Here is a 15,220-nt window from a genome sequence, read left to right as displayed (position 1 = left end):
GTTGGAAAGCTGCTTTCTTTGCTTACTTTCTTTGCAGCAGCAAAGAAAGTGAGTCCCGCCCCGGACAGGGGCAGAGCAAATAAACCAAAAACAATACAAGTTCCATGGAAGCCTAAGCGCATCAAACGGTGTAACCCACCCCAACCCCAACCCCACCCCAAGCGCCAGCGGCAACCTACCGGGCTTCGAGCAACGCCCCGCCGCGCGGTTCATTCCCGCGATGCTTCTCGAGCCAGTTCCGGCGCTCTTCCCGCGGCGTCACGCCGAACCGGTCCCGATACGCATTGGAAAAGTGCGCCGCCGACGAAAACCCGCATGCGAGGCTGATCTGCACCACCGATTTGCTCGTCCGCTGCAACTGAGTACGCGCCTTCGCAAGCCGCAAATTGAGGTAATACTTGGAAGGCATCGCGCCGAGATACTGCCGAAAGAGCCGCTCCAACTGGCGCCGCGAAATCCCCACCAACCCCGCAATCTCATCGGTAGCGAGCGGATCCTCGATGTTGGCTTCCATCAACTGCAGCGCGTCGTTCAATCGCGGATGCCGCTCACCCGGCGCGGTCACGAACGGAATGCGCTGGCGCTCCTCCCCCGCCCGCAACACACCGATCCCCAGCGAATCCGCAATGCGTTCCGACAAATCGCGGCCGTGATCGCGCGCGATCATCGCGAGCATGAAGTCGACCGTCGCCTGGCCGCCCGCGCAGGTCGCGCGATCGCGGTCGATTTCAAAGATCTGCTGCGTGACGATCGAGCGCTCGAACTGCTCGGCGAACTGCTGGTACGTCTCCCAGTTCACCGCGACGCGATACGCACTCAACTGGCCCGCCATCGCGAGCCACCACACGCCGTGGTGAATGCCGGTGACGAGCGGCGTGCGCGTCGCGACCCGCGCGAGGCTCGCGAGAAACAGCCGGTAATCGGCGAATTGCTGATAGCGCTCGCTGATGACGATCAGCCAGTCGCACTGGATGGCGTCGCCGAAAGCGGCATCGGCGGGAATCTGCGCGCCGCCCGTGAGCGGCACGGGACGGCCGTCCCAGGAACAGATCCGCCAGTCGTAAAGCAGATGGCCGTCGATCTCGTTCGCGAGATGCAGGCTGTCGATGAGCGGCCCGATGCCGCTCATCGAACACGGCGGCAACGCGACGATCGCAACCCTCAGCGGTCGCGACGCGGCAGCAGGGCCGACGCTCACCGCGTTATTTCAGGCTGCCCGACAGGAACTGGCGCAGCCGCTCGCTCTTGGGCGTGGTCAGCACGTCGGCGGGCGCGCCCTCTTCTTCGGTGCGCCCCTGATGCAGGAACATCACGTGATTCGACACGTTGCGCGCGAAGCCCATCTCGTGCGTGACGACGATCATCGTGCGCCCTTCTTCCGCGAGTTTCTGCATCACCTTCAGCACTTCGCCGACAAGTTCGGGATCGAGCGCGGACGTGGGCTCGTCGAAGAGCATCACGTCGGGATGCATCGCGAGCGCCCGGGCAATCGCGACGCGCTGCTGCTGCCCGCCCGACAAGTGGGACGGATACTGCTTCTCCATGCGCGGCGCGAGACCGACCTTCTCCAGGTACGTGCGCGCGCGGTCCTCGGCTTCCTTTTTCGATAGGCCCAGGACATGCATCGGCGCTTCCATCACGTTTTCGATGGCCGTCATGTGCGACCACAGGTTGAAATGCTGGAACACCATCGCGAGCTTGGTGCGCACGCGCTGCAACTGCTTGTGATCGGCGACATCGAGATTGCCCGCGCGATCGGCCTTCGTGCGCACGGTCTCGCCGTCGACCACGATCTGCCCCGCGTTCGGCTTCTCCAGGAAGTTGATGCAGCGCAGGAACGTGCTCTTGCCGGAGCCGCTCGCGCCGATGATGCTGATCACGTCTCCCGCCCTGGCTGCAAGCGAAACGCCCTTCAGCACTTCGTTGTCGCCGTAGCGCTTGTGGATATCCTGCGCCACGAGCTTCGTCGCGACGTCTTTGGCGGTTGGCTCCAACTCGTTCTCCCGGGTGATGACTGGTGTAGGCAACATGATTCTAGCGGACCCTCAGCGACGGCCGGCGCCCAGATAGCCGAGCCAGCGTTGCTCGGCCTTCCTGAACGCGGCGACCAGCGCGAACGATATCGCGACATACATCAGCGCCGCGATGCCGAACGATTCGAACGACTGATAGGTCGCCGAGTTCGCGTCGCGCGCGACCTTCAGGATGTCCGGCACGGTCGCCGTGAACGCGACAGTCGTGGCATGCAGCATCAGGATGACTTCGTTACTGTACAGCGGCAACGCGCGGCGCAGCGCCGACGGCAAAATCACGCGCCAATACATCGTGAACGTGCCCATGCCGTACGCGCGGGCCGCTTCCACTTCGCCGTGCGGGATCGCGCGGATCGCACCCGCGAAGATCTCGGTCGTGTAGGCACAGGTGTTGAGCGCGAACGCGAGGATCGCGCAGTTGAAGCCGCTGCGAAAGAACGCTTCCAGCAGCGAATGCGAGCGCACGAATTCGAGACTGTACAGGCCCGTGTAGAGCAGCAGCAGTTGCACATACAGCGGCGTGCCGCGAAACACGTAGGTGTAGAGGCGCACGGGCGTCGAGAGCCAGCGGTTCTTCGAGACGCGCGCGCACGCGAGCGGCACGGCGGCGACGAAACCCAGCGCGATCGACGCCACCAGCAGCCACAGCGTCACGACGAGGCCCGACGCGCGCATGCCGTCGGAGTAAAGGAACGGGCGCCAGTATTCGGCGAAGATCTGGATCATGGTCGGCGCTCCGGGTCAGAGATCGGCGTGCCGCACGCCGATCGAATAGCGGCGTTCCAGCATCAGCAGCACGAAGTTCGAAGCGCTCGTGATCGCGAGATACGCGAGCGCCGCGACGAGGATGAAGAAGAACATGTTGAACGTGCTCTTGCCGGCGTCCTGCGCGGCCTTCACGATATCGGCGAGACCGATGATCGAGACGAGCGCCGTCGCCTTGACGAGCACCTGCCAGTTGTTACCGATGCCCGGCAGCGCGAAGCGCATCATCTGCGGAAACAGGATGCGGCCGAACACGCGCATGCCGCTCATGCCGTAGGCGCTGCCCGCTTCCAGCTGGCCGCGCGGCACGGCGAGGAACGCGCCGCGAAACGTCTCGGTGAAGTACGCGCCGTAGATGAAGCCGAGCGTGAGCACGCCCGCCGTGAACGGGTCGATGTCGAACTGGTCGAGGCCGAGCGCATCGGTGAGATTGTTCACCGCGATCTGGATGCTGTAGAACAGCAGCAGCATCAGGACGAGATCGGGAACCGAGCGGATCAGCGTCGTGTAGGCGGTGGCCATCGCGCGCAGCAAGCCGTGCCGCGACAGTTTCGCCGATGCGCCCAGCAAGCCGAGCACGACCGATACCGCAAGGGAAAGCACCGCGAGCGCGATGGTCTGTCTGGCGCCCGCCAGCAGCAACGGGCCGTAGCCGTATAGGAACACGTGCGTCTCCGTCTGATTTGGCTGATTTTCGATTCGGCATCGCCTTGGGTTCAGCGATTGGCGCCGATAGTCGCAAGCGAAAATCAATTGCTCAAATGCAGCGGGACGGTTTTATTGCAGCGCAGCATGGCGCGGGTTGCCCGGTGGCGAGCTGCAATCCCGCATCGGACAAGGCTCGCCGCGCGTGGCAGTCACGAAAACCCGCAAGCGCGGCGCGTACGGAATACGCAGGTTTTTGGTCGCTTTTTCGATAGAACGGCGACGCCTCGTCACGCGTCGTCGGCTGGCGCGACCGAGCGCACTCGCTGTGCCATCTGCCCGTTCGCCAGCGCGATCTCGGGGCTGTCCTGCAATAGCGGCAGGTAACGTTCGGCGAAGGTCGCATCGCGCGTCTTCGCCGAGAACATCGCGACCACGGCGTTCGCGATATCGATGCGGTCGGTGTCCTTCGCTTCGTTGTCGTCGAGCACGTCGTCGAGCGCCGCGATCAGCGTGGACAGCGGCGAGAGCCAGCGGTACGACGTGCCGTTGATCACGATCTGCAGGAATTCCCCCGGCGACACCGGCCCGAACTCGGCCTCGTGCCGCGTGCGCAGTTCGGTCAGCACGCTCCGGTGCAGCGCGAGCAGCGGATGGCGCACGTCGTTGAGAAAGGTCGTGGCGGCTTGGTCGTTCATGGCGGTGTCCGTCGGGGTGAGGTCGAGTGGCCCAGCGTACACGCGTTGTGGGTGCGACGCGTCAACCCGCGCGCGTCCTGCCGACATAGCGGATGAATTCGGCGGCTGTCAGCGGCGCCGAGAAGAGCCACCCCTGGCCGAACTGCGCGCCGCGCGCATGCAGGTAGGTCGCCTGCTCCTCGCGCTCGATGCCCTCCGCGATCACCTTCACGTCGAGCGTCGCCGCCATTTCGATGATGTGCGACGCCACGCTGCTCGACGCCGCGTCCTGCCCGATCGTATCCACGAACGACTTGTCGATCTTCAGCGCATCGACGCGAAAGTTCTGCAAATGCGACAGGCTCGAATAGCCGGTGCCGAAATCGTCGATATAGACCGGATGGCCCGCGTCGCGAAACGCGCTGATCACTTCCTTCGCCGCCTCGGCATCGAGAAAGCCGCGCTCGGTCGCCTCGATGCGGATCTGCTCCGGCTTCACCTTTTGCCGTGCGACGGCGGGCGTCAGGATGTCGAGGAAACGCGGCGTCGTGAGATCGGACGCGGAGAGGTTGATCGAGACGTAGTACTCCGGATAGCGCTTGAGGAACTCGCCGAGTTCGAGCAGCACGGTATCGAGCACCTGGTCGGTGATCGCCTGGATCAGCCCGCGATGCTCGGCGAGCGGAATAAAATGATCGGGCCGCACGATGCGGTTATGGTGCTTCCAGCGCACCAGCGCCTCGGCGCCGACGCAGCGGCGCGTCGCGAGATCGACGATCGGCTGGTACGCGACGATGAACTGATGGCGCCGCACGGCGTCGGTGAGCTGCCCGCGCGGCGACATGTGACGCACGATGAAAAACGCCGCCCAGCCCGCCAGCGCCACGCCGGCCGCCACGCCGCCGAGCAGCCAGCCCCACGGCAGGCTGCGCAGACGCTCGGGCAGCGCCTCGCGTGGCGCGCTCACGACCACCGCGATCGGCATCGTGACCGAGCGCCGCACGACGTACGGCGTGTCGGCCGTATCGTCGGCCGGGGCGTCGGCGGGCTTGCGATAGAGCGCGAGCATCACGGACGGATCGGCGCTCGGTGTCGTCGCGATGACGCGGCTCATCTCCGTGTTGATCACGCCCAGGCCGCTCGCCGGGATCGCGCCCGGCTTGGTGATCGCGTTCGGGCTCGCGTTCGTGCTCGCATCGGGGATCGCGCCCGGTCGCGCCGCGAGGCCGTCGAGGTACGCGGCCGGGTCGGCCGCGACGTAGTAACCGTCGCGCCCGAGCACGAGCGACTCGTCGCCGCCCGGCATGTGCACGAGGTCGAACCACGCGATCACGCCGTCGCGGCCGCGCCAGTCGGGCGGCGGCAGCTTGCGGCCGCCGAGCGCGCCAATTGCCACGGCGCCCAGGAGCGACGAGCATTGCCAGCGGCCGCTGTGATCGTAGGCACCGGCGTCGCGTACCGCGCGATGCTCCAGCGCGATGCGGCGCAGTTCCCGCAGATAGGAGGCGGAGCACGGCTCGTCGGGCACGCGGCCGATTTCGCCGAGCGCGCTTGAAAGATGCCGCGTCACGTCTTCGGCGCGCACGAGCGCGGCGTCGGCCACGCGGTTCAGGCGCGCGGTTTCGTCGTGGCGCAAGCTCTGCTGGGCGAACAGCAAGCCGAGTGCGGCGGGCGCAAGCGCCACGGCCAGCACCAGGACGGCGCAAAGCACCGCCAGGCTCGAGCGTCGAATTTTTTTCATTGCGTGTTATCGCCCTGCGCCGCGAAACGTTGCAAGAAATTCCCGCGACGCGAATGCCATCCAGTTCCCTACCGCCGCCATCGCCGCACTCCCGTCCCGACGATCGATTTTTCCGCTTGACGGCCCCTCGGCGGCCCGTTCACAGCCCCAGATCAAACGACCTAGTGTAGAGGGCCGCGCCCACGCGACTCAATGGTTTCTTTAACTGAAAATTCGCGTCGTTGGTGGGCTGCCGCACGGCCGGCGCACGCTTTTTTGGGCGCGGAACGGCGCGGCCCGCTCATGCGAAAATCGTGTGACGGAAAACCCCACGACAACGCCCATGAAACCAGGCAACGCACCCGTCTCTCGCCCGCCCCTCGTGCGCGAGGCGACGCGCATCGACTTCGACGCGATCGCCCGCATTTATGCGCACTACGTCGAGCACGCGCTCGCCACGTTCGAGGAAGTGGCGCCCGGCGTCGATGAAATGCGCGCGCGCCACGCGGCCGTCGTCGCGGCGCGGCTGCCGTATCTCGTGGCCGAGGTCGACGGCGCGGTCGTCGGCTATGCGTACGCGACGGCGTACCGGGCACGCTCGGCGTATCGGCATACGATCGAGGATTCCGTCTATATCGCCGACGGCATGCACGGACGCGGCATCGGCATGGCGCTGCTGTCGGCGCTGATCGCGCGCTGCGAGGCCGGGCCGTGGCGGCAGGTGATCGCGGTCATCGGCAACAGCGGTAACGCGGGGTCGATCGCGCTGCACGCGCGGCTCGGGTTCGAGCACGTCGGCGTGTTGCGCAAGGTCGGGTTCAAGCATGGCACGTGGGTCGATACCGTGCTGATGCAGCGCCCGCTCGGAAATGGCGATACCGCTTGAGCGATTGCCGCGCCCGTCGGAAACGGCTACGCCGCTTGCGCGAATCGCGGACCTGGCATGGACCTGTTGCTGCTTCGAATGGCGACACCGCCCGGGTGAACCGCGGACTTGGCGTAACGCCGCGGCTGCATCAAGCGGCAACGCCGCCTGCGCGAACTGAGGGCCTGGCGAATTCTGCCCGCCTCAAATCGCATCCGGCTGAGGGAGGCGCGCAGCCGGCAAAACCCTGCCGTTTCAAACGGCGTCGCCACCCGAACGAGGCGCGGGCGTGGCGAATCCCCGCCGCTTTGCCGGTACCATAACGGTCTTGCCGCCGCCCACCGGCGTCCGGTTCGTCATCCACCCCTCACCGACCGATCCGCCGTTGCCGACTTACACCCTGGCCGCTCCCGTCACCGCCGAAATCGACATCCGCAAGAGCCGGTTCATCGCACTGGCCATACCGGTCGCCGACCGCGCCGCCGCGATGCGCGAACTCGACGCGCTGCGCGCCCAGCATCCGACGGCCACGCACGTCTGCTGGGCGTTGCTCGCGGGCGGCCAGTCGGGCATGTCGGACGACGGCGAGCCATCGGGCACCGCCGGCCGGCCGATCCTCGAAGTCCTGCGGCATCACGAAGTCGACGGCGTGCTGGCGGCCGTCGTCCGGTATTACGGCGGCATCAAGCTCGGCGCGGGCGGCCTCGTGCGCGCCTACACCGACGCGATCGCCACCGCGATGCAGCTCGCGGTACGGATCGAGCGCATCGAGCGCGGCCTCGTGAAAGTGGACGTCGACTACGCCGACGAAGCGCGCGTGCGCCGCTGGATCGAGCAGGAGGACTGCGAGCTGGTCGAACACGCCTACGACATGACCGTGCGGCTCGTCATCCGGATGCCGCTCGCGTCGCGCGAGGCGGCCGCCGAAGCGCTGCGCGATGTCACTCACGGCCGCGCGACCATCGAGGTCGAAGCATGACGCGCGCTCGGCCCGGCAGGCACCCGTGAGCCAGCGCTGCTTCAGGCTGCGCATCGAGCCGCTCGGACGCACGATCGACGTCGATGACGACGCGTCGCTGGTCGAAGCCGCCCTGCGCGCCGGCATCCGTCTGCCGACGTCCTGCCGCAATGGCACCTGCCGCGCGTGCCTGTGCCGGCTCGTCGAGGGCGAAGTGCGCTATCGGATCGAATGGCCCGGCCTCACTGCGGAGGAAAAACGCGAAGGCTGGGTCCTGCCCTGTGTCGCGCTTCCCGCCTCGGACGTCGCGATCGACCAGCCAGAGGCAAGCGAGGAAAGCGCGATTCCCCGCCGGCCGCCGTCCCGAGGCTTCTAGCCTGTCTCGCCGACCCGGGTTATTCAGGATTTGTTGTCTCCATTCAACGACCTACGATGTCAATCCCGGGCCGGGCGGCGCGGCGTTCCTTTGATGGCCGTTCAGTTCGCCTCTCAAAAAGTGTACAATTGCGCTTTGCCCTAATTTCTGGCAGGGCCAGATCAACCGAGAACTCAATGACTAAAGTACTGTTGAAAGAGAACGAGCCTTTCGACGTCGCCATGCGTCGTTTTCGCCGTACCGTCGAACGCACGGGCCTGATTCAAGAACTCAAATCGCGCATGGCCTACGAAAAGCCGACCACCGAGCGCAAGCGCAAGAAAGCTGCTGCTGTCGCTCGCCTGCGCAAGCAGATCCGCCGCGCGCAGTTGCCGAAGAAGTTTTATTGATAGAAGGCACCTGATGGGCTTTCTGGCTCAAGGCCGAGCGAAGCAGTAACGGGTTGTCATTGCGCCGGTTTGCTGCGTGCGCCGCCTTCACCAGATGGTTCGGAGCCGATGAGGTTGTGTCCGAGAATGGCCTGGCGCCATGAATGAAGCTTGAGCCTCGATTGAGGATCAACCGAGCGCCCCGCCAGAACGGATCAAGAATGCAAAAAGCCTGCATGACGCGATGTCATGCAGGCTTTTCGTGTTTGTGGCGCAGACGTTTCGTCGAAATCTCGTGATCGCTGCGACATCCCTTCGACATCCCTTCGACATTCGAATGCGACCCGTAAAAGCAAAAAGCCCGGCAAGCCGGGCTTTTTGCTTTGAATCCTGGTTGCGGGGGTAGGATTTGAACCTACGACCTTCGGGTTATGAGACCGAAGGTTTTTTCATTCCGCAACGTTGATGTGCGTTGCTGAAACCACAAAAAACCCTTTCAAATCAACATAAAGCGTGGCCTGATACCGCGATAGGTGTTGATTAAGATTCACCGAATTTGATAGACTCGGGTTACACCTAGGTTACATCAAGGACGTGAATCGTGGCAAGAGTCAGGCTAACGGCGGCGCGCGTAGCGTCGTTTTCCTGCCCGGAGGGGCAGAACCAAGCGTTTCTGTGGGACAGCGAGGCGCCCGGCCTCGGGCTGCGCGTGACGGCCAACGGCGCGCGCACCTACGTTTTCCAGGGCAAGCTTGACGGAAAGACGATCCGTGTCAGTATTGGCGATCCAAAGACCTGGCCCCTCGAAGGCGTCACGGTGGCGGACGCCGAATCCGGTGAAGTGCGACCGATGCCCGGCGCGCGTGCCCAAGCGCGGCGGCTCAAGGCGCTGGTTGACCAAGGCATCGACCCGCGCGAGCAGCGTGACGAGGAACGCGCCGCGCGCGAAGTGCGCCGTGCCGAAACGGAGCGCCGCGATGTGCTTCTGCGCGACGTCTGGAATCTCTATATAGAAGACCGCCGGGGCAAATGGTCGGAGCGACACTATCTCGACCACGAACGCATGGCCGAGCGCGGCGGCCGCAAGGCTTCAATTGGCGACCGCATCATCGTCCCGGGTGTGCTTGCCCCGCTCATGGAGATGCGCCTGTCGGACCTGACGCGCACGGTGTTGGACGATGCACTGAAGGTCGAAGCGGCAGTTCGGCCAACCAAGGCGCGACAGGCCTATTCCGCGCTCGGCACGTTCCTCACCTGGTGTGAGCGCCGCAACGAATACAGAAACCTGGTTCCCGGTGACGTGCACACGCGACACCTCGCGCGCGAGCGGTTGCCAAAAAAGAAGGCGAAGAATGATTGCCTTCAGCGCGAACAGCTCAAGCATTGGTTCGCCGCCACCGGTGCGATTCCAAACGTGACGATTTCCGCATACCTTCGGGTGCTGCTGCTCACCGGCGCTCGCCGCGAGGAGATTGCCGCGCTGAAATGGACCGACGTCGATTTCGACTGGAACAGCCTGCGCATCGGTGACAAGGTGGAGGGCACGCGCACGATTCCGCTAACGCCCTACGTGGCCACCCTGCTGCGCGCGCTCAAGGCGCTCCAGTCGATCGCGCCGGACCGTCGCCAGCAGCGCAGACTCGACGCGCGGGGCCAGACCTGGCAGCCGCCGGAATGGGTGTTCGCCAGCGGCCGTGCGGAGGACGGCAAACTCGCCGAACCGCGCATCGCCCACAACAAGGCGCTCAGCGCGGGTAACCTGCCGCACGTGAGCCTTCACGGTTTGCGAAGAAGTTTCGGAACGCTTTCGGAGTGGGTGGAATGCCCGGTCGGCGTGGTCGCGCAGATTCAAGGTCATAAGCCTTCCGCGATTGCCGAAAAGCATTACCGACGTCGTCCGCTCGACCTGCTGCGCATGTGGCACACGCGCATCGAGAGCTGGATCTTGACGGAGGCTGGCGTCGAGACAGTGACCCCGTAGCCAATTCACATACCGTAGCAGTGAGCGCATGATCACCGCAAACCTTGCCTAGTTCGACGGAACGAAAAGCCGGCTTCCTTCACCGGCCTGGCAAGGCTCTTCTAATGAAGGCTGCGTTTGAAGGAACGCCATGACGATGAGCAAACCGGGCGGAATCGGCTCGAACATTTCTGCACTGTCCCCGCTCTATCCGGAGTTGAGCCGCATTTGTGGGAATATTTCCAAAGTAGGCTCGCGCCTGCCGGACTGGAACCGCCTGTTCAAACCGATCGACCTTCCATCACTGCAAATTCAATCGCCAGTCTCACCGGTCTCGCCAGTCCATCGAATATTCGGGCCGTGGGGGGACACGCTGGATGCAGCGTGTGCACGCGCCATACAGCTTTCCCATATGCTGCAAGACGATACGAAGCTCAACGAGCTCCGCGATGAACTTCGAAGAGCGCCGATCAGCGACGTGTGCACGCTGATGTATCTTCGGAACCTGGAACGTCAACCAAGCGCCAACGCAATGGAGCCCGTCACCAAAGCCGCATCGCGCGGGGCCGCTTCACTCAAGAGAAAGGAAAGCAAACCGCAAGAGGGTCTTACGGACAAGCGCAAGCAACGCACCGACGCAATGAAGCCCGTCATCAAGGCCGCATGGCGCGAGGCCACGTCACCCAAGAATGTGCATTCCGTATGGTTCGTGCTCGTGCGCCAGGCCCAGTCGAGCAACCCGCCTCCGCCCATGATTGGATATAGCGTAACCAGGGGCATCAAGTGGGAGGATAGTCGTGTGAAATACATGACGAAGGGTGCCGTCCGCCTGCGACTTGAACGCATGCTCAATGAGGGACTTTGAGACGATAAGGCTCGCTAAGAGCCGGTAACGGTCGTTTTCTTTCCAGCCGCAACCAACACTTATAAGCTGTCGTCAACGCCGATTAACAACGCCAGATTCGCATTCGATAAAGGTGGTGACGATGACCGCTGCGTATCCGCTTCCGCCCGGCCTTCTGGCGCGTGCCAGGGGGAGAGATGTCCTGTCAACTCCCGAAGCAGCTGACGTGCTTGGCCGGCAGCCGCAGACTCTGAGGAAATGGGCGTGCTTAGAGTGTGGCCCCATCAGACCGGTCCGCATCAATCGCCGACTTGGATGGAAAGTCTGTGATCTCGCCATGCTGCTGAACGGGGGTGCGCGATGATTCGGCACCCACACCAGAACCAGCGTGTCGTGGTCATGCAAGGCCAATATGCGGGCTGCACGGCAAAGGTGGTCCGCTTGCTGTCGGATCATGGGAAGTACGGCTTCGTGGAAGTCGAACTCGACGCGCCCGAACAGAAGAAACCCCTTTGTCGATCTAGTGCCCGTTCCGTGTGTCAATTGCGCGGGGCACCCGCGAATCGCGCTGCCGAAGCGGGAACCTGACTCGTGAGCGCCGCTGTTCCGCGCGACCGCTCCGAAGGCGTGCACACTGAGAGGCAAGCCCCGTCCGCGCTCGAGGCCGAGGTGAAACGACTCGACGAAGCGCGCAGCAAGTTCTTCGCGAAAAGCCCCGCAGTGAACGATCATGCCGCGAAGCCAAAGCGTGCGAGCCGCAACGGCGATCGCATGTCGGCGCCGCTCGACTCGATTCCGGCACATCTATCGGATGAGATCGCTGCGACTGTGGATCTGAATGAAGATGCCATTGCCGTAGTGTTCGCTTCGCTCTACCAAGGCAAGCTGCTTTTCGAATCGAAGCGCGGCAAGTGGCTCTGCTGGGATGGCACGCACTGGCAACGGGACGAAGGTGCGCGCGTCACGCGTGAAATGATTCGCCGCACGGTGCGCCAGATGTGCCGGGGCGTGCCGCGCTGGTTGACGGCGCGCGTCGTGGACGCCATTGAAAAGCTCGCGCGCACCGACGAACGCACCTGTCCGCGCGGAACATTCGATGCCAATCCGTGGCTGCTTTGCACGCCTTCCGGCGTCGTTGACCTGCGCGACGGCTCGATGCGCGCTGCCCGCCCCGAAGACATGATGACGCGCCTGACGGGCTCCGCCCCTGATTTCGGCGGCGACTGTCCGCGTTGGCTCCGATTTCTCGCGGCGTGCATCCACGGTTTCGATGAGCAGGGCAAACCGCGCATGGAGCTGGACAATGACGACATGATGCGGTTTTTGCAGCGCATGTGCGGCTACTTCCTGACAGGCTCGACGCGTTATGAATTCGTGTTCCTGCTCTTTGGCGGCGGCGCGAACGGCAAGACAACCTTTCTGCGCGTGCTGCGCGAAGTGCTTGGCGACTACTTCGTGTCCGTCGCGGTCGAAACCTTCCTTCAATCGACGCATGACCAACACCCGACCGGCATGGCGCATATCGAAGGTGCGCGCCTGGCCGCGTGCGGCGAACTGCCGGATAACCGCGCGTGGAACTCGCAGCGCGTCAAGGATATTTCGTCCGGAGAAAAAATGTCGGCACGTCACATGCGTCAAGATTTCTACGACTTCACGCCAATCTGCAAGCTGCTGTTCGTCGGCAACCATCGCCCGCGTCTGCGGCAAGCTGATGAGGCTGAAAAACGGCGCTTTCGCGTTATCCCGTTTGTCCACAAGGTGCCTGAGAACAGGCGGGATTCAACTCTCGAAGACGCCTTGCGCGAAGAATATCCGGAGATTCTCGCGTGGATGGTCCGGGGCGCGCGGGCTGTCATTGCCGAAGGTTTCGGTTCGATGCCCGCCGCCGTCACGCAAGCCACCGCCGAATACTTCGCCGAAAACGACACATTCGCCCTGTGGGCTGGTGAGCGGCTCCTGCTGCACAAAGACTATTCCGTGGGCGCTGGCCGTGCACGTTTGGACTACCTGCGATGGTTCGAGGAAAACGGCCACGAAGGCCGGCCTGCGTCGACAAGGGACTTCAAGGCCCGGATGCTCGACATGGGCGCGATTTGCGACCGTAACAGTCGCGAACGGCTCTATCGCGGCGTCGCACTGAATGACAGCGACGACCGGTGACACAAATGACACGAGTGACGCCTTTTCCCTATTAACCCTCTTATATGCGCGCGCGTAAGTGACGAATCGGAAAGAAGCGTCACTTCCGTCATTGCCGTCATACCGCCGCCGAACCACGGGGTTCGGTAATGACGAACGAAGAATGGCACGACTGCGGAGGAACGTGAGCGCCAAGAAAAGCTCATCAACGCAAAAGCGCGGGCGGCCGTGGATCGACGCCTTTCGCTTCCTTCGTGAAGAGACCTGCGCGGCTCGACTCGGCCTTGCACGAACCGAAAGCCACCTTGCAATAACCCACGAGGAGAATCATGAACACTGATCTATTGAACGCAGCCCACCTTCTCTCGCTCGGGGCTCGCACGAAACCGACACCGAAACCGAAAGCGCCGCACGCAGACGCGAATACTCGCCGGCGCGCTGAACTCCCGAACTGGAACTTCGAGCACCTGGCGCGCTCGCCGGACCAGCTCGACCAGGACTGTCGTCCCACTGCGCGGGACCGCCGCCGTATCGATTGCGCTTGGGATATTGCCTTCGCGCGAATGCGAACTGGCCGGCCTCAGGTATCAACGAAGACGGTCGACCGCCGCTGGGACCAAGCCTTCGCCCGCTCCCGGGGGACGCGATGAACATCGAACTGTCGCACGCCCTGCGAGCCGCCCACGAAGCCGCGAACGACGTGCTCGCTCGCCGCAGGCGCCTCGATGAGCAAACTAAAATTTTGCCCGCCGCGATCGACCGGTGCGAGGAAGACCTCGCCCGCCTGCGCAACCAGCTCGCGCAAAGCGAAGCCGATGGATCCATTTGCCCGCCCGACGAAGTGATGCTCCATCAAAGCAACGCCGACGAGTTGCGCCCGCGCGTCGAGGCCGCTGCCAAGCGGCTCGATGATTTGAGGCGACAAATGCAAGCGCTCGAAAACACTGCGCCGCAGATCGACAAGGCTGTGACCGATGCTGCCCGGTTGTTCCAAGCCGAGCTTCAATCGTTCGCCCGCGACATCACTGTCGTGCTGGAGCAGGAACTGATCAGCGCGCTCGAAGCCCCACGCCGGGTGATCGAGCGGCTGTCCGCGCTCCGGCCGCTCGATCACGCTCACGATTTTTTCAACGCTATGTTCCTGCCCGCGCCCTCGACCTATCGGAATTTCTACGGGTTTGATCAGTCACGCCACGGACATCAAAATCTGTTGGAGGTCACCGTGCCCGACCCGCAGCTGGCCGCTCAGCTCAAACCATTGATCGAAACGCAGGCGCGGCTGCGCGCTTATCGGCCGTATGTCCCACGCCGCGCGCGCCCGAACCAAACACCGAGCGCTCATGGCTACGTGATCGAAGGGAGAGCCGAACCGCGGGCGGTTTTGCGTTGAAGGTCGTCCAGCCGCGCGTGACGAGTGGACTCGTTGACAGCCAAACGGGTCACGAAAAACGGCGGCAGCTGCCGCTCATCCGCCAATTCCGGGTGTGCGGTGGCACCTACAAGTATTGGCGATGCATCCGTTGCATCGCCAATAACCACGGCGGCGACGCTGTCGTGATTCTTCCGGCAATGCCGTCGTTGCATCGCCGGAAGAAAAGGCTCCGACTCTGAAGGAACAAGGCAGCGTCGCCAGCGCGATCGTGAAACTCGGTTGGGGTCAGCGCACCGACCACGCGCCCGCATCGGCGCCGCCGCCCCGCCTCGCGCACGGCATCGGCCTCGCCGCGGCTGGGGTGGTGGGGTGGTCTGGGGAAACGACCGGTCGACCTCGCGAAAAACGGCCGGGTCCTTTCCTGGATAGCGTCAACTGTCTTGTCCGGTCGTCGACAACTATGTTGTCCGGTCGACGGGAGTAATTGTCGTGATCATG

General features: G+C 63.7%; 14 protein-coding genes. 8 read left to right on the top strand and 6 right to left on the bottom strand.

All coding sequences use genetic code 11. From position 1 onward, the window contains the following. Window positions 1-175 precede the first annotated feature (175 nt). The 6 genes from AWB68_RS37560 to AWB68_RS37535 form a co-directional block, all read right to left on the bottom strand. Entirely contained in the window at window positions 176-1,129 is a 954-nt protein-coding gene (locus AWB68_RS37560) for a GlxA family transcriptional regulator (RefSeq protein WP_235028719.1), read from the bottom strand. A 73-nt stretch (window positions 1,130-1,202) separates the two neighbouring features. After that, window positions 1,203-2,030 (bottom strand): ABC transporter ATP-binding protein, encoded by an 828-nt coding sequence (locus tag AWB68_RS37555; protein WP_374729643.1) that lies wholly within the window; start codon window positions 2,028-2,030, stop codon window positions 1,203-1,205. Between the two features lie 15 nt (window positions 2,031-2,045). Then, window positions 2,046-2,759, bottom strand: a complete 714-nt coding sequence (locus AWB68_RS37550) for an ABC transporter permease (RefSeq protein WP_087649284.1) — start codon at window positions 2,757-2,759, stop codon at window positions 2,046-2,048. A gap of 15 nt (window positions 2,760-2,774) precedes the next feature. After that, window positions 2,775-3,464, bottom strand: coding sequence for an ABC transporter permease (locus AWB68_RS37545; protein WP_087649283.1), 690 nt, complete (start codon window positions 3,462-3,464; stop codon window positions 2,775-2,777). Between the two features lie 269 nt (window positions 3,465-3,733). Then, window positions 3,734-4,141 carry a hypothetical protein gene (locus tag AWB68_RS37540; protein ID WP_087649282.1) on the bottom strand — a complete coding sequence of 136 codons (408 nt, stop codon included), beginning with the start codon at window positions 4,139-4,141 and terminating at the stop codon, window positions 3,734-3,736. Window positions 4,142-4,202: 61 nt separating this feature from the next. Beyond that, complete coding sequence (locus tag AWB68_RS37535; RefSeq protein ID WP_087649281.1) at window positions 4,203-5,861, bottom strand: EAL domain-containing protein; 1,659 nt, start codon at window positions 5,859-5,861, stop codon at window positions 4,203-4,205. Between the two features lie 322 nt (window positions 5,862-6,183). Here AWB68_RS37535 and AWB68_RS37530 point away from each other — a divergent pair, with 322 nt between their 5' ends. From AWB68_RS37530 to AWB68_RS37480, 8 genes are all read left to right on the top strand, one after another. After that, window positions 6,184-6,726, top strand: coding sequence for a GNAT family N-acetyltransferase (locus AWB68_RS37530; protein WP_087649280.1), 543 nt, complete (start codon window positions 6,184-6,186; stop codon window positions 6,724-6,726). Window positions 6,727-7,090: 364 nt separating this feature from the next. Continuing rightward, window positions 7,091-7,684, top strand: a complete 594-nt coding sequence (locus AWB68_RS37525) for an IMPACT family protein (protein ID WP_087649287.1) — start codon at window positions 7,091-7,093, stop codon at window positions 7,682-7,684. Window positions 7,685-7,709: 25 nt separating this feature from the next. After that, window positions 7,710-8,039: a 2Fe-2S iron-sulfur cluster-binding protein gene (locus AWB68_RS37520; RefSeq protein WP_235028717.1), complete on the top strand. Its 330-nt coding sequence runs from the start codon at window positions 7,710-7,712 to the stop codon at window positions 8,037-8,039. A gap of 176 nt (window positions 8,040-8,215) precedes the next feature. After that, window positions 8,216-8,428, top strand: coding sequence for a 30S ribosomal protein S21 (gene rpsU / locus AWB68_RS37515; protein WP_006999077.1), 213 nt, complete (start codon window positions 8,216-8,218; stop codon window positions 8,426-8,428). A gap of 580 nt (window positions 8,429-9,008) precedes the next feature. Continuing rightward, complete coding sequence (locus tag AWB68_RS37505) at window positions 9,009-10,388, top strand: tyrosine-type recombinase/integrase (protein ID WP_087649278.1); 1,380 nt, start codon at window positions 9,009-9,011, stop codon at window positions 10,386-10,388. A 136-nt stretch (window positions 10,389-10,524) separates the two neighbouring features. After that, complete coding sequence (locus AWB68_RS47350; RefSeq protein ID WP_125483169.1) at window positions 10,525-11,232, top strand: hypothetical protein; 708 nt, start codon at window positions 10,525-10,527, stop codon at window positions 11,230-11,232. A gap of 570 nt (window positions 11,233-11,802) precedes the next feature. Further along, window positions 11,803-13,371 carry a phage/plasmid primase, P4 family gene (locus tag AWB68_RS37490; RefSeq protein ID WP_087649275.1) on the top strand — a complete coding sequence of 523 codons (1,569 nt, stop codon included), beginning with the start codon at window positions 11,803-11,805 and terminating at the stop codon, window positions 13,369-13,371. A 625-nt stretch (window positions 13,372-13,996) separates the two neighbouring features. Further along, on the top strand, window positions 13,997-14,740 hold the full coding sequence (locus AWB68_RS37480; protein WP_087649273.1) for a hypothetical protein: 744 nt from the start codon (window positions 13,997-13,999) through the stop codon (window positions 14,738-14,740). Window positions 14,741-15,220 lie beyond the last annotated feature (480 nt).

The sequence above is a fragment of the Caballeronia choica genome (genome assembly GCF_001544535.1).
Classification (GTDB): Bacteria; Pseudomonadota; Gammaproteobacteria; order Burkholderiales; family Burkholderiaceae; genus Caballeronia; species Caballeronia choica.
The sequence above is the reverse complement of the archived record's forward strand: the minus strand, read 5'-3'. Positions and strand labels throughout refer to the sequence as shown.